Source organism: Micrococcus terreus, assembly GCF_900116905.1.
GTDB classification, from domain to species: domain Bacteria; phylum Actinomycetota; class Actinomycetes; order Actinomycetales; family Micrococcaceae; genus Citricoccus; species Citricoccus terreus.
The window spans coordinates 90,102-116,518 of the sequence record NZ_FPCG01000009.1; the positions used below are offsets into that span (position 1 = coordinate 90,102).

The window sequence follows — 26,417 nt, forward strand, 5'->3', positions numbered from 1 at the left end:
CCTGACGATCGGGGGGGGTGTGGATCAGGCGCAGATGAGCCTACTCCGCCCCGGTACGCTGGACCCGCCATGCAGTGTCCCCACTTCGATGCCGGCGAATGCCGCTCCTGCCCGCTGATGGGTGTGTCCCACCCCGTCCAGGTGGCGGACCAGCAGCGCGTCCTGCGCGAGCTGTTGGACCCCGTGACCGGCCCGGACGTGCACTGGCACGAGCCGCTGGCCGGCCCCGAGTCCGGGTTCCGCAACAAGGCCAAGATGGTGGTGACCGGTTCGGCACAGCGGCCCCTGCTGGGCATCCTGGACCCCCGCCAACACCCCAGGCACCACGACGGCACCGGCGTGGACCTGCGCGACTGCGGTCTGTACGAGCCCGGGATCGCCACGGCCCTGCCGCTGATCGCCCGCACCGTCACCACCGCTGGTCTGCCCCCGTATGACATCGCCTCCCGCACCGGCGAGCTCAAGCACGTGATCGTCACCGTCTCCCCGGACGCCGAGTTGATGGTGCGCTTCGTGCTGCGCTCCACGGACACCCTCCCCCAGCTGCGCCGCGCCCTGCCCGAGCTGCAGGACTCCCTCGCCGCCGCCGGTGTCCCCGCCCGGGTCATCACCGCGAACATCCTGCCCGAGCACCAGGCCCTGTTGGAGGGACCCGAGGAGATCCACCTGGCCGGCGCCCCCACCCTGACCATGCGCGTGAACGGCCTGCCGCTGAACCTGCGCCCGCAGGGCTTCTTCCAGACCAACACCCCGATCGCCGCCGAGCTCTACGCCCACGCCTCGGCCTGGCTGGACACCACCGACGCCCGCTCGGTCTGGGACCTGTACTGCGGAGTGGGCGGGTTCGGGCTCCAGCTGGCCGAGGTCCGCACCCCCGGCGGACCGCTGCCGGTGGGCACCCCGCGCGAGGTCTGGGGCCTGGAGACCAGTGCCGACGCCGTGGCCGCCGCACAGGTCACCGCGGAGGAGCTCGGGCTCGCGGACCGGGTCCGCTTCGCTGTGGGAGACGCCACCCAGGTCCCGACGACGTCCCCGCACCCGGGTGCCTCCCTCGCCTCCCTGCCCCGCCCGGCGGAGCCAGGGGGCAGGGAAGGCGACCTGCCCGGCGAGCTGCCGGGCGCCGTCGTCGTGAATCCGCCCCGCAGGGGGATCGGTGAGGACCTGGCGGACTGGCTGGAGCGTTCCGGGATCCCCCACGTGCTCTACTCCAGCTGCAACGCCACCACCCTGGCGCGGGACCTGGCCCGGATGCCGACCTACCGGGCGGTGCAGGCGCGGATGCTGGACATGTTCCCGCAGACCGCCCACCACGAGGTGCTGGTGCAGCTGGCCCGGCGCTGATCTGGTCTGATCGGGAGTGACCGGGTGCTGAGCGAGGCCCGGCCTGGATCCCTGATGCACGGATCGTCGATCACCTGATCTCTGCTGCACAGCCTGTCGCTGGCTTCGTCTCCGATGCATGATTCGGCGAGATCTGGGTCCGAACTGGACAGACTGTGCAGCACAGACACGGACATCGACAAGGACTGCGACAGCGAATCCGCACGGCTCACGGTGCCTATGGCCCCACCGCCACCACGAGGTGCTGGTGCAGCTGGCCCGGAGGTGATCCATCCTGGAGCGGGATTCCGCTCACAGCACAGCGGCCTCCCGGGCCAGGCCGCGGCTCAGCGTGCGCCCAGGGGACCGGCCGTGCATAGCATGGGACTCGAACCGTACTCGGGCGACCGCGACCGAGCACCCCGACCAGGAAGACCAGGACCCGCCCCCCATGCATCCCCTGAACCGCCCAGCCCCCTGGGATGGACCCGCCCGCCGCCACTCGCTGCGCCACTTCCGCGCGGTGGTGTTCGACATGGACGGCGTGGTCACGGACACCGCCGGCGTGCACGCCCAGGCATGGAAGGACCTCTTCGACTCCGCCCTGGCCGAGGTCGGGGCGCTGCCACAGAACGCGGACGCGGTGGCCGCAGCGCCGGAATGCCTGCGCCCGTTCGAGCTGGGCTCGGACTACCTGCAGTTCGTGGACGGACGGCCGCGGGAGGACGGGGTGCGCTCCTTCTTCGCCTCGCGCGGGCTGAGCGTGCCGGAGGAGGGCGGAGAGCTGACCGTCTCCGCGCTGGCCGAGCGCAAGCAGGGCTTCTTCGAGGACGTGCTGGAGCGGGACGGCGTGCGGGTGTTCCCCGAGACCCTGGAACTGCTGGAGCAGCTGAAGCAGGACCGGATCCCCACCGCCCTGGTCACCTCCTCGCGCAACTCCTCCGCCGTGCTGAACGCCGGCGGGGTGGCCCACTTCTTCGACGTGGTGGTGGACGGGAACACCGCCGTGGAGCGCGGCATCCCCGGCAAGCCGGACCCGGAGATGTTCCTGGAGGCCGCTCGCGAGTTGGGCGTGGACCCGGCGGATGGGATCGTGCTCGAGGACGCCGCCTCCGGTGTGCGGGCCGCGCACGACGGCGGCTTCGGCCTGGTGGTCGGCGTGGACCGCGCCCAGGACCCGGACCGCCTGCGCAACGCCGGTGCCGACGTGGTGGTCCAGGACATCGCCACCCTGAACCTGGGCCGGCGCACCACTCGCCCGCACGACCCGGACTGGGTGCTGGTCTGGGAGGACTTCGACCCGGAGAACGAGGGCACCCGCGAGGCACTGTGCACCCTGGCCAACGGCTACTGGGGCACCCGCGGCTCGGTCCCGGGCACCGTCTCCGGCGCCGTCCACTACCCCGGCACCTACCTCGCCGGAGTCTTCAACCGACTCACCTCCACCGTGCAGGGCCGCCAGGTGGAGACCGAGCACATGGTCAACTGCCCGGACTGGACGTTCCTGCGCGTCACCCCCACCGGCGGGCAGCCCCTGCTGCCGGAGAACCCGGACCTGATCTCCTACCGGCAGGAGCTGGACCTGCGCCGCGGACTGCTCTCCCGGACCATGCGCTTCCGGGACAGCCACGGACGCACCACCCGGGTGCACACCCGGCAGTTCCAGTCCATGGCCGGCCACCATCTGGCCGCGCTGCAGATGAGCGTGGAGGCCGAGGACTGGACCGGCACCGCCACCGTGCGCTCGATGATCGACGGGCGGGTCTCCAACCAGAATGTGGCCGCGGACCGGGAGCTGGCCGCCGACCACCTGGACGTGGTCCAGTCCCGCGAGCTGGACGGCGAGACGGTGCTGCTGGAGACCGTCACCAACCAGTCCGACATTCACATCGCCACCGTGGCCCGGACCCGGTTCATGGCCCCCGGCAATGCCCCGGAGCCGATCCGCACCCCCGTGGAGCACGGCCCCGCCGTAGTGGGACACGACCTCTCCATCACCCTGGAGCCGGGCCGGCCCGTCGTGCTGGAGAAGATCGCCGCCACCGCCAACACCCATGACCACGCGGCCTCCACCGTCTGGCACAACGCGGCCAAGCGCGTGGAGCGGGCCGGGTCCTTCCGGCAGCTGCTGACCTTCCACGAGGAGATGTGGGGGATCAACTGGAACCGCTTCGCCATGGAGCTGGAGAAGGTCCCCGCCCAGGTCGCCCCGGCCGGCGGGACCACCGGCGCCACGGACGAGCTCGCCCTGCCCTCCGGTGCGGGAGACCGCCACCAGCTGGCGCTGAACTTCCACACCTTCCACGTGCTGCAGACCTCGTTCGGCTCCCGCCGGGACCTGGATGCCGGTCTGGGCGCACGCGGACTGCACGGCGAGGGCTACCGGGGGCACATCTTCTGGGATGAGATGTTCATCTACCCCATGCTCACCCTGCGCCGGCCGGAGCTGACCCGGGGACTGCTGATGTACCGGTACCGCCGGCTCGGGGAGGCCCGCGCCAACGCCCGTGCGGAGGGCTACGCCGGTGCCATGTACCCGTGGCAGTCGGGGTCGGACGGCCGGGAGGAGACCCCCACCGAGCTGTGGAACCCGCGCTCGGAGATGTGGATGCCGGACAACTCGCACAACCAGCGGCACGTCTCCCTGGCGGTGGCGTACTCGGTGCTGCGCTACATCGAGGCCACCAAGGACCTGACGTTCATCTCGGACTACGGTGCGGAGATGCTGGTGGAGGTCTGCCGGTTCTTCACGTCGCTGACCCACTTCAACGAGGAGTCGGGACGGTATGAGATCCACGGGGTGATGGGACCGGACGAGTACCACGACGGCTCCCCGGACACCCCGGGCTCGGGCCTGCGCAACAACGCGTACACCAACGTGCTCACCTCCTGGGTGCTCTCCGAGACCGTGCGGCTGATCCGCTGGATGGACGGACGGGATGATCCCCTCACCGAGTGGCTGGACGTGTTCGAGGACGAGCTGGACCAGTGGGAGCGGATCAGTCTGAAGCTGAAGATCCCCATCCAGTCCGGGCGGATCGTCTCCCAGTTCGACGGGTACGAGGACCTGGAGGAGTTCGACTGGGACCACTACCGGCAGAAGTACGGCAACATCGGCCGCCTGGACCTGATCCTGCAGTCCGAGGGTGACACCACCAACCGGTACAAACTCTCCAAGCAGGCCGACGTGCTGATGCTGGCCTACCTCTTCTCCTCCGAGGAGCTGCAGGAGATCATGGGGCGGATGGGCTACGCGTTCACCTCGGAGGACTTCACCAACACGGTGGAGTACTACCTGGAGCGCACCTCGCACGGCTCCACGCTCTCCCGGCTGGTGCACGGCTGGGTGGCCGCCCGTACAGACCGGTCCAGCTCCTGGCAGCTGTTCGAGGAGGCGCTGGAGGCCGATCTGTCCGACACCCAGGGCGGCACCACCCGTGAAGGCGTGCACCTGGGCGCCATGGCCGGCACGGTGGACATGATCATCCGCTGCTACGCCGGGGTGGAGACCCGCGGGGACACCCTGCGCCTGCACCCGTTGCTGCCGCTGGAGCTGCCGGGAGTGCAGTTCACCATCCGGTTCCGCCAGCAGCCGTTGAGCGTGCGGATCACCCAGTACTGCATCACCCTGCAGCTGCTCGAGGGCTCGGCCCATCCCATCACGCTCAACGTGGAGGGACGGGAGAAGACCATGGAGCCCGGGGAGAAGTGGACGGTGCCGCTGATCAACCGCCATCCCTCCCTCGTCGGAGATGTGGACCCCATGGCCTGCGTCTCCCCGAACGCCGCCGCCCTGGGCATCCTGTGACGCCCACCCCGCACCCCCTCCCCCACTCATCGAGAGGTCAGTTACCACTCTCATTCCCAGATGTGAGGCCCCATGACGCAGATAACTGACCGCCAGTTGCGGCAGGTCCGCTCCGAGGCCCCCGTGTGGGCCGCTCCCATGGCCGGCGGCCCGTCCACGTGGCGACTCGCCGCTGCGGTCGCGAACGCGGGCGGGGTCGGGTTCCTGGCCGGGGGCATGGTCTCGGCGCAGAGGCTGACCGAGGACCTCCGCGCAGCTCGTGAGGCCGCCCCGGGGCGCACGATCGGGGTGAACCTGTTCGTGCCGGAGCCGGCCAACACGGCCATCCCCGCGCAGGACCGCTCCGCGGATTCAGACGCCCGACGACGGCGCGCTGAGCAGGTGCGCCAGTTCCGCTCCAGCCTCCTCACCCCGGCGGAGCAGGCGGGCGTCACGCTCCCAGAGATGACCGACCTGGACCCGGACGCGATGGACGACTGGGACGCCAAGCTCGATGCCGCCGTGGCCGAGTCCTGGCCCCTGGTCACCTTCACCTTCGGGCTGCCCAGCCGCGAGGTCTTCGAGCGCCTCCATGCCGCCGACTGCACCCTCGGCGTCACCGTGACCACCCCGGAGGAGGCCCGTGCGGCGCTGGACCACGGCGCCGATCTGCTCACCGTGCAGGGACCGGAGTCCGGCGGCCACCGCTCCACGCACCACCCCGCCGCCACTCCCCCCACCGCGTCTCTGCTGGAGCTGATCGCCCAGGTGCGTGACGCCGTCGGGACGGATGTCCCCCTGGTGGCCGCCGGCGGACTGATGACCGCCGAGGACGTGCGCCGCGTGCTGGAGGCCGGCGCCGTCGCCGCCCAGTGCGGGACCGCGTTCCTGCGCGCGGATGAGGCCGGGACCAACCCGGTGCATCGGCAGGCGCTGGACGCCAGCGCCGCCGGCACGGCATTCCCGACGACGGCCCTCACCCAAGCCTTCTCCGGCCGGTGGGCACGGGGCCTGGAGAACGCGTTCATGCGCACGCACACGGACGCGCCGGCCGCCTATCCCGAGGTGAACGTGCTGACCGGGCCGTTGAAGAAGGCGGCCACCGCGGCCGGTGACCCGGAGGGCACCAACCTGTGGGCCGGCGTCGGGGTGGCCCAGGCCCAGACCGGACCGGCCGAGCGGATCCTGCGCACCCTCACTCCCTGATCCGCCTCCGGCACGGCACGGATCAGCCTGGAGACGGACGCCCGGGATGCTCTCGCGCGGCTACGGTGGTGGACCGTGAACCCTCTTCGCCGCATGGACGCCTGGTTCCGCCGCCGCCCGGTCCTGGTGGACTGCCTGGTCACGGCGGTGCTGCTGTTCCTGTTCAGCGTGAGCAACGTCGGCTTCTTCGGCTTCTATGAGGAGCCGCTGCACCCCACGTTCGTGCAGGAGCAGGTCCTGCTCATGATGCTCACGGTGGGCCAGCTCGCGCCGTGGGCCATCCGCCGGTGGAATCCGCTGCTCTCAGCCGGACTGATCACTGCAGCGTGCCTGATCCAGCTGTTCTGGGGTCCGGAGTTCCTGGGCTCGCTCGTGGCCGTGCCGATGACGGTCTACAACCTGGCGGTCCGTGGCCCGGTGTGGGCCTCATTCACCGGGATCGGGCTGGCGGTGGCCGGTGCCCTCGCCAACGGGTTCAAGGTGTGGCTGTGGCCCCGGCCGTGGCTGGCCCCGGACGGGACGCAGATCAGCGCCACCCCGGGCGACGTCACCGCGTTCCTGATCATGTCCATCATGTGCTCGGCGGTGGCCCTGGCCGCCTGGGCGTTCGGCGACCTCGCCCGCACCCGGCGGATCGCGCTGCAGCAGCTGGAGGACCGCGCACGGCAGTTGGAGGTGGAGGCCGCCCAGGAACGGGAGCTGGCCGCCGCGGACGAACGCAACCACATTGCCCGGGAGATGCATGACATCGTGGCCCACTCCCTCCAGGTCATCATCACCCAGGCCGACGGCGGCCGGTATGCCGGTGCGGCGGACCCGAAGGTGGCCGTGCAGACCCTGGAGACGATCTCCGGGACCGGTCGGCAGGCCCTGGGCGAGATGCGCCGACTCCTGGGCGTGCTGCGCGGACCGGAGGCCACCGAGCTGCGGCCCCAGCCGAGCCTGGCGGACGTGGCGGAGCTGGTGGACGGGATCCGCCTGACCGGACTGGACGTGGAGCACACTGTGGAGGGCCAGCCGCGGCGGGCCCTGCCGGCGGGCTCGGAGCTGGCCGCCTACCGCGCCATCCAGGAGTCCCTGACCAACACGGTCCGCCATGGCGGGCCCCGGGCCCGGGCCTGGGTCACGCAGCGCTGGACTCCGTCCGGTCTGGAGATCGAGGTGCTCGACGACGGCCGGGGCGCCGCGGCCTCCCAGGAGACGCAGGGGTCCCAGCAGGGCCTGATCGGGCTGAAGGAGCGGATCGCGATCTTCGGCGGGACCGTGCAGGCCGGTCCCCGCCAGGGCGGCGGCTTCCGGGTCTTCGCCACCCTGCCCTACCAGGAGGTCTGATCGCTCCTGCCTGCTTGAATGGAGCCATGAGCACTCCTGCAGACAGCCCCATCCGCGTGGCCCTGGTGGATGACCAGCAGCTGGTCCGGTCCGGGCTGGCCATGCTGATCAACTCCCAGCCGGACCTGGAGGTGGTGGCCGAGGCGGACAACGGGCGCGCAGCCGTGGCCTCGAACGCCGTACGCAGTGCGGACGTGGTGCTGATGGACGTGCGCATGCCGGAGATGGACGGGATCGCCGCCACCCGGGCCCTGCTGGGCGAGCAGCCGTCATCTCCCACCGATCCGGAGTCCGAACGCCCAGCCGGTCCGCGCATCGTGGTGCTGACCACCTTCGACCTGGACGAGTACGTCATGGAGGCCATCGAGGCCGGCGCTTCCGGGTTCCTGCTCAAGGACGCCCCGCCGGAGGTGCTGCTGGGCGCGGTGCGCACGGTGCACCGCGGGGACGCCGTGATCGCCCCCTCCACCACGCGCCGCCTGCTGGACCACATGGCCCCGCGCCTGCGCCAGAGCAATGCCCAGGACGCGGGAAGCCAGTCTGAGCGGGCCGCCGTCGAGTCCCTCACCCCCCGCGAGCGCGAGGTGCTGGTGCTGATGGCCCGGGGAGACTCCAACCAGGAGATCGCCGCGGAGCTGTTCCTCTCCGAGGCCACCGTGAAGACCCACGTAGGACGAGTGCTGGCCAAACTGGCCGCCCGGGACCGGGTCCAGGCCGTAGTGACCGCCTACCGCTCCGGCCTGGTCACCCCGTAGCGGGCAGGACCAGCACCGCGATCAGTCCGTAGACCACGAGCGAGACCAGCACAGTGGGCAGCAGTACCACCAGCAGGTTCCGCCGCGTGGCGGTCAGGCCACGGTGCTCCGGACGTTGGTGCGGCATGGCCAGCCGGTAGGCCAGTTCGATGCGGGCCGGACCGGCGATGATCCCCCAGCCGGCCGAGGAGTTCTGCACGGCCATCAGCCACAGCGGTGAGACGCCCAGGGACTGCGCCGCGGCCACCTGGATGGACCCGACCATCGCGTTGGCCCCGGTGCCGGAGGCGGTGATGTACCCGCTGAGCCCGCCCACGAACGGCGCCAGGAACAGGTAGGCCGGGCCCAGTCCGGTCAGGGCCTGGCCCATCACCGCGGCCAGTCCGCCGCCGGCGACCATCACGCCCAGCACCATGTACAGGGCGGTCGGCAGTCCGGCCTGCATCCACAGCCGTCCGGCGTCACGCAGCACGGCGCTGTGCTGGTTCCGCGCCAGGTGCAGCAGCCACGCGGCGGTCAGGGCCGCGGTGAAGGACCACAGTGCCGGCGAGCTGATGACCTCGCCCACAGGTCCGAGCTCCAGAGAACGGTTCAGCATCTGGCCGGCCACCGTCCCGCCCATCAGCACCAGGTACGGCACCAGCGGCCGTCCCGGTCCCGGCCGCAGCCGACCCCGGCGCAGCACCAGCAGCCACAGCAGGGAGACCACCAGTGTGGCCACCGCACCTGCCACGGGGGTGCCCAGCACCAGGTTGGCCACCAGCACCAGTCCCCACAGGACCACAGCGGACACGACGCCGGCCCCCAGCCAGGTCAGGACGGCGGCGGGTGGGATGCGGCGCAGGGGAACGGGACGGCCGTCCGCGTCGGCACCGTGGGCGGTGCCCCCTCCGGCGATCACGGCGGCCACCAGGCCCGAAGCCAGAAACGCCACCCCGTTCACCACGCCAGAGGCCAGGCCCATCTCCTGGAGCGTGACCCCGGCGTCCTGGGAGGCGAGCAGCGTGCCGGGTCCCATGGAGCCCCACGGGCCGATCATCAGGCCCAGCAGGGTCAGCAGGGCAGCCCGGTAGGGCGTGAACCCGAAGCCCAACAGCAGGGGCAGCCCGATCATCACGGACACCCCGAACCCGGTGACCGTCTCCATGAACGGGACCACGCCGTGGACCATCAACAGGGCGGCGGCGACCGTCGGCCCGCCGCCGGAGGAGAGCCAGCCGGCCAATCGGGCCTGGGCCCCCGTACGGTCCATCACCCGGGAGAGGAGCACGCCGCCGGCGATGATCGCCATCACCTCCACGAGCGTCCACGCCCCGGTGCCAACGGTCTGCAGGATCTGCGCCCCGGAGGTCTCGAACCAGGTCAGGGCCAGCAGCAGCGCGGCCAGCGCACCGGCGGCGGGCGGTACCCATCCAGGCAGGCGCGTGGGGTACAGGACCAGGGCCAGCAGGATCGGGGTGGCCGCCATGAGCACATCCACGGCGACTCCTCTCGATCTGGGGCACATCGCCCGTCCCGCTCGGCGGGTACTGGCATGCTATCGGCGTTCATCCCCTGGTATGACGTGTCTCGCCATGAGTCCCGCCCCCGGTCCGATCCCCGGAGACCCCCTCTCGCGGAACACTGAGGAGCATGGATGCCTCTCAGACCACCGATCCCACCACCGCACCCGCTTCTCCGACAGCACCGTCTGCACCGTCTGCCCCTGCGGTCTCGGCACGCGGGCTGTTCAAGACCTATGGTCGCGGGGAGGCCGCCGTCCAGGCGCTGAACGGCGTGGACGTGGACTTCGCCGCCGGTCAGTTCACCGCCATCATGGGCCCCTCCGGCTCCGGCAAGTCCACCCTGATGCACTGCCTGGCCGGGCTGGACACCGCCGACACCGGCCAGATCGTCCTGGGCGGACAGGAGATCACCGGCCTGGGCGATGCCGACCTGACCCGACTGCGCCGGGACCGCGTGGGCTTCGTCTTCCAGGCCTTCAACCTGGTCCCCACCCTCACCGCCGAGCAGAACATCCTGCTGCCCCTGGAGCTGGCCGGAAGGAAGCCGGACCGGGCCTGGTTCGACTCGATCGTGGACACCCTGGGCCTGAAGGACCGTCTCTCCCACAAGCCCCATGAGCTCTCCGGCGGACAGCAGCAGCGCGTGGCCGTGGCCCGAGCCCTGCTGACCCGCCCGGACGTGGTGTTCGGGGACGAGCCCACCGGCAACCTGGACTCCACCACCGGCGCAGAGGTGCTCTCCCTGCTGCGCCGCTCCACCCGGGAGATGGGCCAGACCATCATCATGGTCACCCATGACCCGGCCGCCGCCTCCTACGCGGACCGAGTGGTGCTGCTCGACGACGGCCGCCTGGTCGGCGAGATCACCTCACCCACCCCGGACAACGTGCTGGCCGCCCTGGCGAAGCTGGGGGTGGCCTGAGCCATGCTGAAGCTCGCACTGTCCCAACTGCGGGACCAGCCCCGCCGCTACATCTCGGTGCTGCTGGCGATCATCGTGGGCGTGACCTTCCTGGCCTCGGCCCTGATGGTCGGCTCCTCCTCCAACGCCAGCCTGCGCAACTCCCTGGGCAGCACCTACTCCACCTCGGACCTGGTGGTGGCCGCCAGCGACTCCGCTGAGGACCCGTGGGAGACAGGCCAGCGGATGACGGCCGCCGCCGGCACCGCCTCCAGCCCCGGGCTCCTCTCCGACGTGGACGGCGTGCAGGAGGCCTTCGCGCCGGTGTCGACCTACGTGGGTCTGCAGCGCCCCGGCTCCCTGGAGGGGCGTGGCACCGCTTCGGAGTCCGCTGACTTCGCCGCCGTCACCACCCTGCCGCAGAACCCGGAGCTGGTCCCGGAGCAGCTCCTGGAGGGTGAGCTGCCCGCCGCCGACTCCGCCACCGAGATCGCCCTGGACCAGGCGACCGCACAGAAGCACGGCCTCACCGTGGGAGACACCACGTTCCTGCTGGCCGGCTCCCCGGATGACACCGAATCCGGCATCCGGGTGAGCGTCTCAGCCCTGCTCGAGCCCTCCCAGGACCCAATGCTGGCCGGAAGCTCACAGATCCGTGCGGCCGACCCGCTGATCCGCCAGATCGAGACCGTCTCCCGGGGCGGCTCCGAGACTGGTGAGGACACCGAGGAGATCTCGTACCAGCCCGTCGCCGAGTACGTGCTGATCGCCGTCGAGGACGGAGCAGACCCGGCTGCGGTGATGACCCGGGTCCAGTCCGCCCTGGACCGGGAGGGCATCGCCGCCACCGTGAAGACCCCGGACGAGCAGGTCCAGGCCCGCGTGGCCCAGATGGCCGGATCGAACATCTTCGTCTACGTGCTGGCGGCCTTCGCGGCGATCGCCCTGCTGGTGACCGCCCTGGTCATCTCCAACACCTTCTCGGTGCTCGTGGCCCAGCGCTCTCGCGACCTGGCCCTGCAGCGCGCCCTGGGGGCCAGCCGGAACCAGATCCGCGGCTCGGTGCTGGTGGAGGCTGCAGTGATCGGCGTGGTCGGCTCGCTGATCGGCTTCGCCCTGGCCGCGGGGATCGTGGCCGGATTGATCGCCATCGGCTCGGCCCTGCCCGGCTTCTCCTTCCTGACCTTCGGGATCGACCCCGGCACCGTGCTGATCTCGGTGGGGGTGGGCGTGCTGCTGACCGTGCTCGCCTCGCTTGCCCCAGCCGCCCTGGCCACTCGCGTCTCTCCCCTGGAGGCCATGCGCCCCCGGGAGGATGCAGCGCTGGGCAACCGGGCCGGCGTCGTGCGCCTGGTGGTGGGGGGACTGACCCTGCTGGCCGGTGCCGCCGCCCTGGTCTGGGGGTCCTTCACCGGGAACATCCTGGTGGCGGTGGCCGGTGGTGCCGTGTCCTTCCTGGGCGTGCTGATGCTGGCGGTGCTGTTCGTGCCCGCCGCCGTGAAGGTGGCCGGTGTGGCCGCACGTCCGGCCGGTGTTCCCGGGGTGATGGCCCGCCTCAACGCCGTGCGCAACCCGGGTCGGACGGCCTCCACCGCGGCGGCACTGCTGATCGGGACCACACTGGTGGCCATGATGCTGACCGGCGGACGCACCGCCCAGCACCAGATGGACACCATGATGGCCAACGAGTACCCCGTGGACCTGCAGGTCACCCTGGTGGACGAGCAGTACGAGACGCAGTCCCTGGTCCAGGCCGAACAGGCCCGCGAGCGCGTGGCCGCCGTGCCGGATGTGGCCGATGCCGCCCTGCTCAGCCCAGCCGGGACCACCGAGAACGGGACCACCGTGCTGGCCGCGGATCCCGCTCAGCTGCGGGCCGTCGTCGCCGGTCTGGACGGTGACGGGATGCAGCGCCTGGGCCGGCCCGGGACCATCCTGGTGCCGGCGATCGTGGAGACGGACACCCTGACGGTGAACGGTCCGTCCGGCAGCGTGGAGCTGGAGACCGTCCGCTCCACCTCCGGCGGCATCGCCCCGGTGATGACCGTGGAGGATGCGGCCCAGATCGGCTCCACTGCGGAGCGGACAGCGGACGGTGCACCCCACGAGGTGTGGGTCAAGACCGGCGAGGGGCTGACCCTGGACTCCGCGCAGGACATCACCAGCCAGGTGACCACGGCGGCGGAGACCTCCCAGGGGAACGTGTCCGGCTCGCTGACCCTGCGCCTGCTGTACACCTCGATCATCGACGGCATGCTGCTGGTGGTCACCGCGCTGCTGGCGGTCTCGGTGCTGATCGCGCTGATCGGTGTGGCCAACACGCTCTCCCTCTCGGCGATCGAGCGGACCCGGGAGAACTCGCTGCTGCGGGCCCTGGGGCTGACCCGGAAGGGACTGCGCGGGATGCTCGCCCTGGAGGCGGTGCTGATCGCCGGGGTGGCCGCGGTGCTGGGCTGCACGCTGGGCACGCTGTACGGCTGGATGGGCGGTCAGGCCGTGCTCGGCGGGATCGTGGGCGGGACCATCTGGCCCACCGTGCCGTGGTGGGAGCTGGGCGTGATCGTGCTGGTCTCCGTGGGCGCCGGGCTGCTGGCCTCCGTGGCCCCGGCCCGCCGCGCCACGCGTCTCTCCCCCGTCCAGGGTCTGGCCACCGCCTGACCCACCCGCTCCCACGAAGCCTGCGAGGGCCGGATGTCTCAGAACGGGGACATCCGGCCCTCGTGCGTGACGGCGGACCGTCATACGCACCTGAACCTGTGACTTGGGACACGGAAGTGGACACAATGGGAGCAGGCTGCACTTCGCCGACCGCCGACCGCCGATGACAGGAGTCACGCCATGACCGAGTCCGCCCCCTCAGCACCCCTGGTCTCCGGGACCACCGACCTCGCCCAGGCCCCCCGCGAGGGCTCTCCGGTCTGGATCGACCTCTCGGTGCCGGACGTCGCGGCGGACCAGGACTTCTACCGCGAGCTCTTCGGCTGGAGCTTCCGCGATCTCGAGGCCGGTGACGGCTACCACGTGGTCGAGCGTGAGGGCGGCGCCGTGGTGGGCGGGGCGCGCTCCACGGGAGACCAGCCCTCGGTCCAGCACAACGGACAGCACGACGACGGCCGCCCCACCTGGACGGTGTACCTCGCCTCGGATGACCTCCAGGAGACGATGACCACGGTGGAGGCTGCGGCCGGCAAGGTCCTGACCGCACCCACCCCGGTGGGCGAGGTGGGTGCCCGGGCGGTGGCGATCAGCCCGGCCGGCGACCGGGTGGGCTGGTGGCAGTCCTACGGCGGCGCCGAGGCGCTGGCCACGGATCTGTCCCGCCCGGGGCACGGCGCCCCGGTGTGGTTCGAGCTGATGAGCCTGAACTATGACACCCACCTCTCCTTCTACCGTCAGGTCAGCGGCTGGGAGCCGGCCCCGTGGCAGGGCGATCACCTCTCGGCCCGGTACACCACGGACTTCCCCGGGGAGCAGGCCACCGCCGGCATGCTCGAGGCCACCAACTATCTGCCGACCGGGACCATCTCCTACTGGCGCGTGTACATCGGAGTGGATGACCTGGAGGCCGCCGTGCAGAAGGCCCAGGAGCTGGGCGGCACGGTGCTGGCTGGACCGGTGGACTCCCCGCACGGTCGGATGGCCGTGGTCCGGGACCCCCAGGGCGCCGGCTTCCCGATCGTCCAGCTGCCCTCCTGACGGGTTCGCCCGGTCCATCTCCGCCCTGCGGTGGAGGTCCGGGCGCACGGTCCTGGGTAGGGTCAGGGACTGTGTCAGCTGTCACCGATCTGCCCACCGAAGCGACTGAACCGACGCCGGAGTCCACGCCTGCGGCCCTCCGCCGCCGCAGCCTGCCCGAGAGCTGGTTCCGTCAGGACCTGATCCTGACGGTCATCCTGGCCCTGGCCGCCGTGGAGATGACCTACCTGATGGCCGGGGCCGGCATGACCGAGGGCATCTTCCAGCTCGACGTCCCCTGGGTGGCCCTGTGCAGTTCCCTGCTGGCCCTGCCCGTCCTCACGCGCCGCCGGTGGCCCGCCGCCTCCGCCGTGGTGATGTCGGCCGGCTACATCCTGCTGGGCACGTTCGTGGGGATCGAGCTGTACGCCTCGCAGGTGATGCTCTTCCTGACCTTCTACGCGGTGGGCGCCTGGGACCCCCACCGCCGCCGCGCGTTCATCACCCGGCTGGTGATCGCCGTGGCCATGGCCGCCTGGCTGGTGAGCGCGGCTGTCCAAGGGTTCTATGACCCGGAGTTCGGTGAGCGCGGCGTCAACGCGTACCTGTCCATGCTGGGCATCCAGCTGGCCACCAACATCGCCTACTTCTCCGCCGCCTGGTTTTTCGGCAACCGCGCGTACCAGCAGGCCCTGGAGCGGGAGGAGCTGGAGCGCGCCCATGCCGAGATCCGCGACCAGCAGGACCAGCTGCGGCGCAACGCTGTGGAGCTGGAGCGGATGCGGATCGCCCGGGAGCTGCACGATGTGGTGGCCCACCACGTCACCGCCATGGGCATCCAGGCCGCGGCCGGTCGGCGCCTGATCACCCGGGACCCTGATGCTGCAGAACAGCAGCTCAAGGGGGTGGAGGGATCAGCCCGGGAGGCGATCGTCGAGCTGCAGTCCATGGTCCGGACCCTGCGCTCCGGGGACGACTCCGACGAGCGCACCCCCACCCTGGAGGACCTGGACGAGCTGATCGGGCAGGCTCGCCAGAGGGGCCAGCAGGTCCACCTGCACCGCGTGGAGGACCTGCCCGAGCTCTCCCCTGCCGCCGAGCTGACCGTCTACCGCGTGATCCAGGAGGCACTGACCAACGCCCGCAAGCACGCCGGGCCGCTCGCAGCCGTGGAGGTGCGGCTGCGCGGACGCCCGGACCGGGTGGAGGTGGAGGTCAGCGACACCGGCCGCGGCCAGCCCGCCGGACGCCCCCTCGGAACCGGGATGGGCGTGCAGGGCATGCGCGAGAGGCTGGGCTCGGTGGGCGGGACCCTGGAGGCCGGCCCCCGTCCGCGCCTGGCCGGCGACGACCACGGCGGCTGGCTGGTCCGCGCCGCCGTCCCCGCGCGCGGTGCCGCACCCCTGGGCCGGACCGCCACAGACTCCTCCACCCCGACCCCCGAAGGACACCCCGCATGACCAGCACCTCGGCCCCGCACCTGCGCATCCTGCTGGTGGACGACCAGCCGCTGATCCGCACCGGCTTCCGCACCATCCTGGAGTCCGAGCCGGGCCTGGAGGTGGTCGGCGAGGCCTCCAACGGCGCCGAGGCGCTGGCCCTGGCCCCGCAGCTGGACCCGGACGTGATCTGCATGGACGTGCAGATGCCGGTGATGGATGGGATCGAGGCCACCCGCCAGCTGGTGGACTCGGGGGTCGGCGGATCCATCCTGATCCTGACCACCTTCGACCGGGACGACTTCCTCTTCCAGACCCTCCAGGCCGGCGCCAGCGGCTTCCTGCTCAAGACCGCCGAGGCCGAGGAGCTCATCCGCGCCGTCCAGGTCCTGGGCAGCGGCGAGGCCCTGCTGGACCCCCAGGTCACCCGCCGGGTCCTGGCCCGCTTCAGCACCCCGGGCGCACCCGCTCCTGCACAGCGTCCCGACGACGGCTCCCGCACCTCCCAGCCCACGGTCGCCTCCCAGCACAGCGCCTCCGGTGAGGCCACGCCTGAGGCGACCGGCGAGGCACCGGTGACGGAGCCGCCGTCGGGCATGCCGGTGCCTCCTGGTGGGGCACTGACCGGGCGCGAGAGCGAGATCCTGCTGCTGCTGGCACGGGGCTGGTCCAATGCAGAGATCGCCGCGAACCTGGTGGTGGGCGAGGCCACCGTGAAGACCCACGTGTCCAATGTGCTGATGAAGTTGGGCGCCCGAGATCGGATCCACGCGGTGATCTGGGCGTACGAGAACGGGCTGGTCGGGGCCTGACCGCCCCGTCAGGGACCCGTCCCTCCCCCGCAGGGTGGAGAGAGAGCACGATCGACGCGATCCTGATCTGGGCCGAAGTTCCACCCCACGCCGGAGGCCCACGGCCCTGATCCTGCCTAGCGTGGAAGCATGATCAGCCTCAGAGACGTGAACCGCTCCTTCGGGGACCACCGGGTCCTGAAGGACATCTCCTTCGACATCCGCCCCGGACGCATGACCGGGTTCGTGGGCGGCAACGGCGCCGGCAAGACCACCACCATGCGCATCATCCTGGGCGTGCTGACCCCGGACAGCGGATCGGTGGAGGTGGACGGCGCACCGATCACCCCCGGGTACCGCGCGAACATCGGGTACATGCCGGAGGAGCGCGGCCTCTACCCCAAGATGCAGATCCTGGACCAGCTGGTCTACCTGGCCCGCCTGCACGGCAAGACCCAGAAGGAGGCCACCGCCAACGCCCAGGGCCTGCTGGAGCGGCTGGGCCTGGGCGAGCGGATGAAGGACCCCCTGGAGGACCTCTCCCTGGGCAACCAGCAGCGCGCGCAGATCGCCGCCGCCCTGGTGCACGACCCCGTGGCCCTGATCCTGGACGAGCCGTTCTCCGGACTGGATCCGGTGGCCGTGGACACCACCGTCGAGGTCCTGCGGGACGTGGCCGACTCCGGCGCACCCGTGCTGTTCTCCTCCCACCAGCTGGACGTGGTGGAGCGGCTCTGCGACGAGCTGGTGATCCTGGCCGACGGTCAGGTCCACGCCCAGGGCACCCGCCAGGAGCTGCTGGCCAGCGCCACCGAGCCCGAATGGGAGCTGCATGTGGATGCGGACACCGGCTGGGTGCGGGACACCGGAGTCCGGGTCCAGGCCTTCGACGGCGGCCGCGTGCGGTTCGCCGCCAGCTCACCCGAGCAGGCCAACCAGGTCCTCGCCGAGGCCCAGCGCCGCGGCACCGTCCACCACTTCGGCCAGACCAGCCGCACCCTGCACGAGATCTTCAAGGAGACGATCCAGTGATGACACCGAGCACCGAGACAGTGCAGAGCACACAGAACAGTCCGCACGTGCCGAACACCGGGAGCGGCACCGCCACCACGCGCGACACCCGTGGCCTGCGCCGCACGCCGTTCTGGCAGGCGGTCGGGGTGGTGTCCGGACGCGAGATCCGGGTGCGCCTGGCATCCAAGGCGTTCATCATCACCACCGCCATCATGCTCGGCGGCATCCTGCTGGGCTCGCTGGTCCTGCCCCGCCTCTCGGACGCGTTCTCCTCCACGGAGACCGTGGCCGTGACCACCGCCTCCCAGTCCGAGGTGGCCGCCCTGGGCGACGACGTCGAGGCGATGCCCGTCGACTCTGCCGAGGCAGCGCGAGCCGCCGTGGAGTCCGGGGAGGCGAGCGCCGCCGTCGTGCCCTCCGGTGACTCTCCCACCGGCCTGACCGTGATCGCTGAGCGGGACGTGCCCACCGGACTGGTGCAGGCGCTCTCGCAGTCCCCGGCCGTGGAGCTGCTGGACCCCAACGCCCCCAACCCCATGCTGGTGTACTTCATCGCGCTGGGCTTCGGACTGGTGTTCTTCATGGCGGCGAGCCTGTTCGGCGCCACCATCGCGCAGTCGGTGGTGGAGGAGAAGCAGACGCGGATCGTGGAGATCCTGCTGGCCACCGTGCCGGCCCGGGCGATCCTGGCCGGCAAGGTGATCGGCAACTCGGTGATCGCCCTGGGTCAGGTGGCCCTGTTCGCCGCGGCGGCGCTGCTGGGCATGCAGATCAACGAGGACACCCTGCCCCTGGACGGGCTGGGCATGCCGATCCTGTGGTTCGTGCTGCTCTTCGCCGTGGGCTTCGTGATGCTCGCCGCCCTGTACGCCGCGGCCGCGTCCCTGGTGTCCCGTTCGGAGGACATCGGCTCGGCCACCTCTCCGGTGATGATGCTGGTCATGCTCCCGTACTTCGCGGTGATCGTGTTCAACAACAACCCGGACATCCTGCGGGTCATGTCCTTCATCCCGTTCTCCGCACCCGTGGCCGTGCCGCTGCGCGTGTACCTGGGTGAGGGCGCGCTGTGGGAGCACCTGCTCAGCCTGGGCATCCTGCTCGCCACCACCGCCGTGGTGCTGTGGCTGGCCTCCCGGGTGTACGAGCGCTCGGTGCTGCGCACGGGCAAGCGGATCAGCTGGAAGCAGGCCCTGGCGGGCTGATGCGGGCAACCGCCGAAGACACCGGCCGGGTCGACCAGAACGGGCGACTCGGCCGGATTCCGTCTGTCCTCGGACTGCTCTCAGCCGGCGATCCCGTACTGCTGCAGGGCCTTCTTCGCCGCCTCGGTCCCCTGGTTCTGCAGGGCCAGCAGCTCCGCGTAGATCCCGCCGGAGACCGCCAGCTCGGCCGGGGCGCCGATCTCATCCACCTGGCCGTCGCGCAGGGTGACGATCCGGTCCACTGCGGCGATGGTGGAGAGCCGGTGCGCCACGATCAGGCTGGCCCTGCCCACCATCAGCTGGTCCAGCGCGGCCTGCACCAGCCGCTCAGACCGGGTGTCCAGGGAGCTGGTGGCCTCGTCCAGGATCAGCACCGGGGCGTCCTTGAGCACCGCACGGGCCACCGCGATCCGCTGCTTCTGGCCGCCGGAGAGCTTCAGTCCGCGCTCGCCGATCAGGGAGTCGTAGCCCTGCTCCAGTCGCTCCACGAACCGGTCCGCGTTGGCCACCCGAGCGGCGGCACGGACCTGTTCGTCCGTGGCGTCCGGACGGGCGTAGGCGATGTTCTCGCGGATGGTGCCGGAGAACAGTGAGGGGTCCTGGAACACGGCGGCCACTCCTGCACGCAGGACCGGGACGGGCAGCTCGTCCACATCCGCCCCGAACACCTCCACGGCCCCGGAGTGCACCGGATACAGTCCCATCAACAGGCTGGCCAACGTGGACTTGCCGCCGCCCGACTCGCCCACCAGCGCCACCTTCTCGCCCTGCCCCACGTGGAAGGAGATGCCCCGCAGCACGTCTGGACCATCCTCGTACCCGAACGTCACGTCCCGGAACGCCACCGCCGGGACGGCCTCCTGACTGCCCGGCCCGTCCTGCCCGGCCACTGCGCTGGCCCGCAGCGCGCGCAGATCACTCACCTCCAGCTCGGCCCGCGGTGAGGAGGGCTTCCCGACGACGGCACGCACCGACGCGTTCTCCTCGCCGGAGGCGGGGGCCGGGTGAGGCGAGGCCTCCGGTGAGCCGGATGCGTCAGGCGAGGCGGCCGTCGTCGGGGTGGTGGTGTTGGTCTGTTCCACCGGACCGATGGCGGCGAGGATGCGGGGATCGGGCTGGCGGTCGTGACGCTGGTCCATCACCTCGAAGTAGTCGGTGGACCCGGCGATGGCGCGCTGGGAGGCGTCCACGAGGTAGCTCATGGAGGTGACCGGCTGGCGGGCCATGGCCATGAGTTGGATGAGCATGACCATGTCTCCCACGGAGAACTCGCCGGTGGCTGTGCGGATGAAGATCAGGGCGTACAGGCCGAAGAACACCAGGTTCAGGGCCGCGCGGCGCCAGGCGTCCATCCCGTGCCAGTAGCGGGACTGGGTGCGGGTGACGCCGATGATGCGGTGGTAGTGCCGGCTGAATCCGGCGTGCTCGTGCGGCTCCTGGACGAAGGACTTCACCACCGGCATCTGGGCCACGACCTCGGCGAAGCGGCCCGCGGCCACGTCCACCTCGTGGTTCTTCTCCTTCTCCAATGCCTGCCAGCGCACGGAGGTCTTGGCGGTGAGCCACATGTAGATGGGGAAGATGGTGGCCAGCAGCGCCGCCAGGGGCCACCAGTAGATCGCCGAGATGACCAGGACTGCCACCGTGGTGATCAGCATGGTGAAGGCGTTGTTGGCGAAGAAGTTCAGGAACTGGGTCAGCTCGGTGATGGAGCGGTTCAGTCGTGAGGTGATCTTGCCGGTGAGCTCGTTGTCGAAGTAGCGCTGGGGCAGGGCGAGCAGCTGGGCGAAGTAGCGGGTGGAGAGGATGGTGCGCATCCGGGCTGCCATGACATCGCCCCAGTAGCCGCCCACGGAGCTGACCAGGGTGGAGATCAGCTCGACCACCAGGAAGGCCCCGGCCAGCCAGAGGACGGCCTCGATGGTGGTGTCCACGGTCTGGCTGCCGTTGAGCCCGGCGACGATCTGATCCGTGGCGGCGCCGGTGATGAACGGGACGGCCAGGGTGAGCAGAGACGTGATCACCGCCGCGACGACGATCCCCACGTAGAGCGGGGTCAGTTCGCGGGTGAAGGACAGGATGCGCGCCAGAGATCTCACGGTGGTGGTCAACCTCGGGAGGGGGTGGATTGTTCCTGGTCCCGTGGCGTTCCGGCGGGTCGTGGGGTGGGTGGACGGCAGAGGGAAGATCCGTGGCTGACCGAGCGTCGGCGGAGAACCAGCCGAGCACCGGAAACCGTCCCCACCCTGTGGATTCCCCGGGGTCGACTCCTGCACAGGTGACCTGTCTCGGGTGGCTGTCCACAGATTTCGGCCGGCCCTTTATCCCGTCCGTGGTTCGTGGTCGAATGGAAATAGTCGAACATATCTTCGAACAGCGGACAGGTGTTCACACGGAAGAGGTGGTGAGGATGACGGCACAGCTGACCGACTCAGGCTCCCGCGCGCCCCTGGCCGTCATCCCCGTGCGCAGCATCGAGTCAGCGAGCCCACTGTCGGAGCTGTCCCTGCACGAGCTGATGGACCGCGCGCAGACGGCGCTGGTCGAGCTGGGCCGTCGCCTGGAGGCCCCGGAGGCCGTGGATCAGTTCCGCCAGCTCACCGTGCCCGAGCACCCGGGAGCGGACTGGGGCGCCCACCTGCCGCCACCTGAGCCCGAGGCATCGCCTGCACTCGTGCCGCTGGAGCCCGTGACCACCCCGTCCCTGCCGGAGGCCAACCAGCACGTGGAACGGATCAGCCGAGCGGTGACCCGGGTGCAGGTGCAGCTGGCCGGCCATGCCGAACGCGCCTACCTCGATCAGTCGATCCGGCCCCGGGTGCTGGGCATGCCAGCCGGGATGACCGCCTTCCGCTGCCCAGCGGACTACCTGCGTCAGAGCCTGAACATCGAGCTGAAGGCCGCCCGCACCCGCTTGAGCCGGGCCGGGCATCTCACTGCAGCTCCGGCCGCGCTGGGGCAGCCCGCCACCGAACCGACCTACCCTGTGCTCGCAGGGGCTACGGCAGAACAGACGGTGGCCTGGGCCTCGGCGGACCACATCACCTCGATCATGGAGAAGGTCCGCGGCCTGGCCGAGGCGGGACCAGCCGGACCGGAGCTGATCGAGACTGTGCTGGCCGAAGGTGAAGCGATGCTGACCGGAGAGGCCCGCACCCTGGACCCGGACGGCGTGCGCAGGGTCTGCGCCCGCTGGGCTCGGCTGGCCGAGTCCGTGCTCAACCCAGACGGAGACGAGCCGGTGGACGGTGACTACGACCACCGGCGAGGGCTGTTCTACCAAGGCCAGCGGCAGGGACTGCACCGTTGGCTGATCACCGCCGACGACCTGGAGCATGAGATCATCACCACCGTGGCCGAAGCGGCCGCCAACCCCCGGGCTCGTGGTCCCTTCGATCCGGTCGAGGACCTCTTCACGGCAGCGGCCATGGACCCGGACCCCGATGCGGAGAACCCCGGTGAGATCCACCAGCTGCCCACCGATCCACGCAGCGTGGCCCAGAAGCAGATGAACGGACTCATCTCCGCGCTCCAGGGGGCGCTGCGCATGACCAGCGGCAACGGGCTGCCCAACACCGGAGGCACCCGCCCGCAGGTGATGGTCCACATCGACTACCAGCAGCTGCTCGGTCAGGTGCAGGCCACCCACGCATCAGTGGGTCCACACCCGGCAGCGCCGAGATCCGACTCTCCCGGAACCATCAGTCCGCCAGGCCAGGCCGACCTGCCCGGGATCTCACCGCCTGGCTCACCACCGCCAGACCTTCCCGCCCCCACCACCGTGCTGCGCACAGGACAGGCCAGTGGGATCAGTGAGGCCACCTTCCTCGGACCCATCCACCCCACCCACATCCGGGCACTGGCCTGCGACGCCGACCTCCTCCCCGTCGTCTTCGGCGGCGAGGGAGAGGTCCTGGACGTGGGGATGGCCGAGCGGTTCTTCACCGGGCCCCTGCGGCAGGCGATCATCGCCCGCGACGGCGGCTGCACCGCACCGGGGTGCCGCATCCCCGCCCCCTGGTGCGAAGCCCACCACGTCCAGGAGTGGATCCATGACGGCCCCACCTCCCTGGCGAACGGGGCCCTGCTCTGCTCCCACCACCATCACGCCGTTCACGCCGGCGCCTGGAGCATCACCATGGATCAGGGCCGCCCCTGGTTCACCCCTGAGCCCTGGCTCGACCCCCACCAGACACCCCAGCGCAACAGGGTCTTCAGACCCTGAGCGTGGTCAGCGGGAGGCAGAAGACAGGTCCTCGAAGACCTCCAGCAGCAGAGGAGCGATGCTGAACCCGGCCGGGGCCACGGGATTGCGCGGATCCATCCAGGTCAGCTGCTCGATCTCGGCGGCGGGGACAGGGCGCTCACTCTCGGTGAGCGGCTGGCGCACCATGAACACTTCGGAGTGCAGCAGGCGGCCGGGTTCGTTGGCCGCGGCCGTGTCCCAGGCCCCCAGGTGATCCAGCTCCTCGAGCGCCACCGCCAGGCCCGTCTCCTCCACCAGCTCACGGCGAGCCGTCTGCAGAGGTGACTCGCCGTCGTCGTGCTTGCCGCCGGGGAACATGAACATCACCGTCCCGGCCTTGCGCACCGTGAGCACCTGTCCGTCCGCGCGCCGCACCACCACGGCGGAGACCTTGATCACCGCACCATCACTCACCACAGGACCTCAGAACTGCTCGGCGATCTGACGCAGTCGGCCCGTGAAGTCGGACCACCACCGCTCATCATCGGAATCGTGGCCGCTGGGCAGGTTCGAGTTCCCCGGCATGAGTCCAGCCTGGCCGTCGAGGAGCTCTCGAACGATGTCCACGTGCCCCAGGTGCCGCGCGTACTCGTCCACCATGTGCGTCAGCAGACGGCCCAGCGTGACGTCCGGCTGAGACCACCACGGGACACGACCCGATGCATCCAGGTCCAGCGCCTCGATCGCCTCATCCGCTTCAGCGGCACACCGGTCGGCGAAGGCCAGAACCTGCTCAAGCGACTCCTCTGCGGTGGCATACATGTCCCCGTTCGGCTCGGCGTCATCGGCGAACCAGGGCACCTCGATCGACGTAGGTCGCCCCATGCACTCGGTGAAATAGCCGACCTCCACCGAGGCCACGTGCTTGAGCACTCCGAGCAGGTTGGTGCCCGTGGGGGTCATCGGCATCCGCAGCTGCCGCTCGGTCAGACCCTCCAGCTTCCACCGCAGGGTCTGCCGCGACCTCCGCAGATACCAGTGCAGAACAGCCTTGACCCCGCCGTCGGCATCGGTTCCGGACGGGGCAGGACGCGATTCAGTCATGGGGTCCATCCTGCACCCTGTCCGAGTGGCCGTGGAGACCTCCACCGAGAACGCGCACCACGGCGTGGCTCTGGAGCTGACCGACGGCAGCCTGCTCACCACGCAGGGAACCGAAGAGGGCCGCAACACCGTCCAGGTCCTGGAGCGCGAGTCCGGAAAGGTCCTGGCCGAGACCACCGACTGCCCCGGCGTGCACGGCGAGACCGTCGCCGCCGATGAAGCAGTGGTCTTGGGCTGCGAGAACGGCCCCGTGGTGTACCGCGACGGAGCGTTCCACAAGGTCCCGGTGGAGACCGAGTACCAGCGTTCGGGCAACCTGGCCGGCACCAAGGCCTCCAGCATCGTGCTCGGAGACCACAAAGTGGACGCCGATGCCGAGCAGGAGCGTCCCACCGAGATCGCGCTGATCGACTCCGTCCAGGACACCCTGACCACCGTGGACCTGGGCTCCTCCTACTGGTTCCGCTCACTCGCGCGCGGGCCGGAAGGCGAGTCACTCGTTCTGACCTACGACGGCGAGCTGAACATCCTGGACGAGTCCGGGAAGATCCTCCACGAGGTCAAGGCGATCGAGCCCTGGGAGGAGAAGGCCGAGTGGCAGCAGCCCGGCCCCATCCTGAAGTCGGCCGACGGCCTGGCCTACATCACCGACGCCGAGCAGCAGAAGCTCGTGGTCGTGGACATCGCCCAGGGCACTGTGGAGCGCACCCTGGACCTGCCGGTGGCCCCGGTGGAGATGGTGGTGGTCACCGGTCATGCCGAGAGCACCCCGAACGCCGAGGGCGCGGCGAAGGACTCAGGCCAGAAGGCAGGGCACGACGACGGCCACACCAGTCACGCCGACGAGCAGGGTTCCAGCGGTGAGTCCGGCACCGAGCCTGCTGACCACTCAGACCACGAGGGTCACGAGGGTCACGAGGGTCACGAAGGTCACGAGGATGAGGGTCATGAGGGCCATGACCACTGATCGCTGATCTCGATCCGGATCACCACAGACCGGGAGGCGGCGGGCCCATGCGAGGGAACCCGCCGCCTCTCACTGTGTCCGGCCACAGACCCGCCTCAGGCCGGCTCCCTCACCCGGTGCGGGTGTAGGCGGCGGCGCGGACCACGGCCTCGTTCTCCAGTCCGGCGCCCAGTGCGCCGCCCAGGGTGGCCAGGCCTCCCACCAGCCAGGCCAGCTTCAGGTACTCGGGCAGATCCGCAACCTCCCCGGTGACCTCGGTGAAGACGTCTGCATCCACCAGCAGCAGGGCCCCGCCTAAGGACGCGACGAACAGCATCAGGTGCAGCACCATCACGCCGATCAGCACGGTCAGCACCGTGGCCGCGTTGAACAGGGTCACCTGCTCGCGCTCCCCGTCCCGGCGGGCCTGCTCCCACAGTCCAGCGCCCACGATCAGCGCCCCGGTCACGGCCCCGACGGACACCAGTCCCAGCAGTGTCATCTGCAGTGGCGAGTACTCCGAGGAGAGCAGCCACAGGTCCGTGGTGACCAGGGTCAGAACACCGGATGCGAGCGCCACGGTCAACGACTTGGACAGCCGCACGGCCAGCAGCCATGGGCGGTTGGTGCGAACCATGCCCAGCAGCAGCCGCACGTTCCCGCCCAACACCCTGGCCGTGTACGAAGTGACGTTCTCCTCCTGCCGGTCCTCCACGTCCGTGGCGAGCTGACGCGCCCTCTCCGCGACCGCCTCCGGTGAGCCGCCGCCGTCGGGATCCACTCCCAACACCACACCCACGGCCGCCACCACCGTCTCCGCGACCCGCGCGCTCGTGGTGGTCACACCCAGCGCGGGGACGGAGATCACGCCGGCCGCGTGCGCGGCCGAGACCTGTTGGGCGTACGTGTGCCGGCCCTGGCGCAGCACCTCGTCGGTGATCGCCACGGCGATGTCCCAGTCCTCGTCCAGCATGCGGTCGCGCGTGGCCTCCAGCAGGCCCAGGGCGTCCTCGGCCGGATCGTCCCGGTCCTCCGTGGCGGTGGACAGGATCCATTCCACGCCGGGGAACCGGGACTCCAGCAGGTCGGGGAGCTCGGCCAGCAGCGGGTCGCGGTACCGCCCCACCAGGTCCGGGGCGAAGATCAGGCCCAGGTGGACTGGGGCCGCGGGGGCTGAACCGGTGGACGCGGTGGAACTGGCAGAACGGGAGCCGGGGGCGGGGTCACGGGGTGCAGGGGTCACCCGTCCATCAT

Annotated in this window: 19 protein-coding genes; 14 read left to right on the plus strand and 5 right to left on the minus strand. The window is 70.6% G+C overall.

The genetic code is table 11. The annotated features are described in order from the left end of the window. Positions 1-69 precede the first annotated feature (69 nt). The 5 genes from BM355_RS10920 (at position 70) to BM355_RS10940 (ending at position 8,400) form a co-directional block, all read left to right on the plus strand. Entirely contained in the window at positions 70-1,341 is a 1,272-nt protein-coding gene (locus BM355_RS10920) for a methyltransferase domain-containing protein (RefSeq protein ID WP_091698407.1), read from the plus strand. 430 nt (positions 1,342-1,771) lie between these two features. Next, positions 1,772-5,128 (plus strand): beta-phosphoglucomutase family hydrolase, encoded by a 3,357-nt coding sequence (locus BM355_RS10925; RefSeq protein WP_091698409.1) that lies wholly within the window; start codon positions 1,772-1,774, stop codon positions 5,126-5,128. A 72-nt stretch (positions 5,129-5,200) separates the two neighbouring features. Next, complete coding sequence (locus tag BM355_RS10930; RefSeq protein ID WP_091698411.1) at positions 5,201-6,313, plus strand: nitronate monooxygenase; 1,113 nt, start codon at positions 5,201-5,203, stop codon at positions 6,311-6,313. 93 nt (positions 6,314-6,406) lie between these two features. Further along, positions 6,407-7,645 carry a sensor histidine kinase gene (locus BM355_RS10935; protein WP_091698414.1) on the plus strand — a complete coding sequence of 413 codons (1,239 nt, stop codon included), beginning with the start codon at positions 6,407-6,409 and terminating at the stop codon, positions 7,643-7,645. A 26-nt stretch (positions 7,646-7,671) separates the two neighbouring features. Beyond that, the gene (locus BM355_RS10940) at positions 7,672-8,400 is read left to right on the plus strand and encodes a response regulator (protein WP_091698417.1); all 729 of its coding nucleotides are present in this window, start codon (positions 7,672-7,674) and stop codon (positions 8,398-8,400) included. Here the strand turns inward: BM355_RS10940 and BM355_RS10945 are convergent. After that, the gene (locus tag BM355_RS10945; protein WP_091698419.1) at positions 8,390-9,880 is read right to left on the minus strand and encodes an L-lactate permease; all 1,491 of its coding nucleotides are present in this window, start codon (positions 9,878-9,880) and stop codon (positions 8,390-8,392) included. The two genes, BM355_RS10940 and BM355_RS10945, sit on opposite strands and share 11 nt — an antisense overlap. Before the next feature lie 152 nt (positions 9,881-10,032). Here BM355_RS10945 and BM355_RS10950 point away from each other — a divergent pair, with 152 nt between their 5' ends. The 7 genes from BM355_RS10950 to BM355_RS10980 all read left to right on the plus strand — a co-directional run bounded on the left by BM355_RS10950 (position 10,033) and on the right by BM355_RS10980 (position 18,927). Further along, entirely contained in the window at positions 10,033-10,827 is a 795-nt protein-coding gene (locus BM355_RS10950) for an ABC transporter ATP-binding protein (RefSeq protein WP_091698421.1), read from the plus strand. Positions 10,828-10,830: 3 nt separating this feature from the next. Continuing rightward, complete coding sequence (locus BM355_RS10955; protein ID WP_091698423.1) at positions 10,831-13,464, plus strand: ABC transporter permease; 2,634 nt, start codon at positions 10,831-10,833, stop codon at positions 13,462-13,464. A gap of 180 nt (positions 13,465-13,644) precedes the next feature. Further along, on the plus strand, positions 13,645-14,502 hold the full coding sequence (locus tag BM355_RS10960) for a VOC family protein (protein WP_091698425.1): 858 nt from the start codon (positions 13,645-13,647) through the stop codon (positions 14,500-14,502). Positions 14,503-14,573: 71 nt separating this feature from the next. Next, the gene (locus tag BM355_RS10965) at positions 14,574-15,941 is read left to right on the plus strand and encodes a sensor histidine kinase (RefSeq protein ID WP_091698427.1); all 1,368 of its coding nucleotides are present in this window, start codon (positions 14,574-14,576) and stop codon (positions 15,939-15,941) included. Next, a complete protein-coding gene (locus BM355_RS10970) occupies positions 15,938-16,732 on the plus strand; it encodes a response regulator (RefSeq protein WP_091698429.1) in 795 nt (264 codons plus the stop codon). Before BM355_RS10965 ends, BM355_RS10970 begins: the two co-directional genes overlap by 4 nt. A 129-nt stretch (positions 16,733-16,861) precedes the next feature. Further along, entirely contained in the window at positions 16,862-17,743 is an 882-nt protein-coding gene (locus BM355_RS10975; protein WP_091698432.1) for an ABC transporter ATP-binding protein, read from the plus strand. A 47-nt stretch (positions 17,744-17,790) separates the two neighbouring features. Continuing rightward, positions 17,791-18,927 (plus strand): ABC transporter permease, encoded by a 1,137-nt coding sequence (locus BM355_RS10980; protein ID WP_245760756.1) that lies wholly within the window; start codon positions 17,791-17,793, stop codon positions 18,925-18,927. Positions 18,928-19,007: 80 nt separating this feature from the next. Here the strand turns inward: BM355_RS10980 and BM355_RS10985 are convergent, their stop codons facing one another. Beyond that, complete coding sequence (locus BM355_RS10985) at positions 19,008-21,026, minus strand: ABC transporter ATP-binding protein (protein ID WP_091698557.1); 2,019 nt, start codon at positions 21,024-21,026, stop codon at positions 19,008-19,010. 311 nt (positions 21,027-21,337) lie between these two features. On the opposite strand from BM355_RS10985, the gene BM355_RS10990 reads away from it, so the two are divergent. Next, positions 21,338-23,152, plus strand: coding sequence for an HNH endonuclease signature motif containing protein (locus BM355_RS10990; protein ID WP_091698437.1), 1,815 nt, complete (start codon positions 21,338-21,340; stop codon positions 23,150-23,152). A gap of 6 nt (positions 23,153-23,158) precedes the next feature. Here BM355_RS10990 and BM355_RS10995 read toward each other — a convergent pair whose 3' ends face one another. Then, positions 23,159-23,587 (minus strand): NUDIX hydrolase, encoded by a 429-nt coding sequence (locus BM355_RS10995; RefSeq protein WP_245760758.1) that lies wholly within the window; start codon positions 23,585-23,587, stop codon positions 23,159-23,161. Between the two features lie 9 nt (positions 23,588-23,596). Beyond that, complete coding sequence (locus BM355_RS11000) at positions 23,597-24,217, minus strand: DinB family protein (RefSeq protein WP_091698441.1); 621 nt, start codon at positions 24,215-24,217, stop codon at positions 23,597-23,599. On the opposite strand from BM355_RS11000, the gene BM355_RS11005 reads away from it, so the two are divergent. Next, the gene (locus tag BM355_RS11005) at positions 24,216-25,184 is read left to right on the plus strand and encodes a hypothetical protein (protein ID WP_091698444.1); all 969 of its coding nucleotides are present in this window, start codon (positions 24,216-24,218) and stop codon (positions 25,182-25,184) included. The genes BM355_RS11000 and BM355_RS11005 overlap by 2 nt on opposite strands. 109 nt (positions 25,185-25,293) lie before the next feature. On the opposite strand, the gene BM355_RS11010 is transcribed toward BM355_RS11005, so the two are convergent. After that, positions 25,294-26,406 (minus strand): hypothetical protein, encoded by a 1,113-nt coding sequence (locus BM355_RS11010; RefSeq protein WP_091698446.1) that lies wholly within the window; start codon positions 26,404-26,406, stop codon positions 25,294-25,296. Positions 26,407-26,417: the final 11 nt, after the last annotated feature.

Excerpts from the sequence above, each read along its gene's own strand:
- BM355_RS10940 (WP_091698417.1), top strand. The coding sequence starts at position 7,672 with ATGAGCACTCCTGCAGACAGCCCCATCCGCGTGGCCCTGGTGGATGAC.
- BM355_RS10935 (WP_091698414.1), top strand. The coding sequence starts at position 6,407 with ATGGACGCCTGGTTCCGCCGCCGCCCGGTCCTGGTGGACTGCCTGGTC.
- BM355_RS10930 (WP_091698411.1), top strand. The coding sequence starts at position 5,201 with ATGACGCAGATAACTGACCGCCAGTTGCGGCAGGTCCGCTCCGAGGCC.
- BM355_RS10970 (WP_091698429.1), top strand. The coding sequence starts at position 15,938 with ATGACCAGCACCTCGGCCCCGCACCTGCGCATCCTGCTGGTGGACGAC.
- BM355_RS11005 (WP_091698444.1), top strand. The coding sequence starts at position 24,216 with ATGGGGTCCATCCTGCACCCTGTCCGAGTGGCCGTGGAGACCTCCACC.
- BM355_RS10925 (WP_091698409.1), top strand. The coding sequence starts at position 1,772 with ATGCATCCCCTGAACCGCCCAGCCCCCTGGGATGGACCCGCCCGCCGC.
- BM355_RS10955 (WP_091698423.1), top strand. The coding sequence starts at position 10,831 with ATGCTGAAGCTCGCACTGTCCCAACTGCGGGACCAGCCCCGCCGCTAC.
- BM355_RS10950 (WP_091698421.1), top strand. The coding sequence starts at position 10,033 with ATGGATGCCTCTCAGACCACCGATCCCACCACCGCACCCGCTTCTCCG.
- BM355_RS11000 (WP_091698441.1), bottom strand. The coding sequence starts at position 24,217 with ATGACTGAATCGCGTCCTGCCCCGTCCGGAACCGATGCCGACGGCGGG.
- BM355_RS10960 (WP_091698425.1), top strand. The coding sequence starts at position 13,645 with ATGACCGAGTCCGCCCCCTCAGCACCCCTGGTCTCCGGGACCACCGAC.
- BM355_RS10990 (WP_091698437.1), top strand. The coding sequence starts at position 21,338 with ATGACGGCACAGCTGACCGACTCAGGCTCCCGCGCGCCCCTGGCCGTC.
- BM355_RS10975 (WP_091698432.1), top strand. The coding sequence starts at position 16,862 with ATGATCAGCCTCAGAGACGTGAACCGCTCCTTCGGGGACCACCGGGTC.
- BM355_RS10920 (WP_091698407.1), top strand. The coding sequence starts at position 70 with ATGCAGTGTCCCCACTTCGATGCCGGCGAATGCCGCTCCTGCCCGCTG.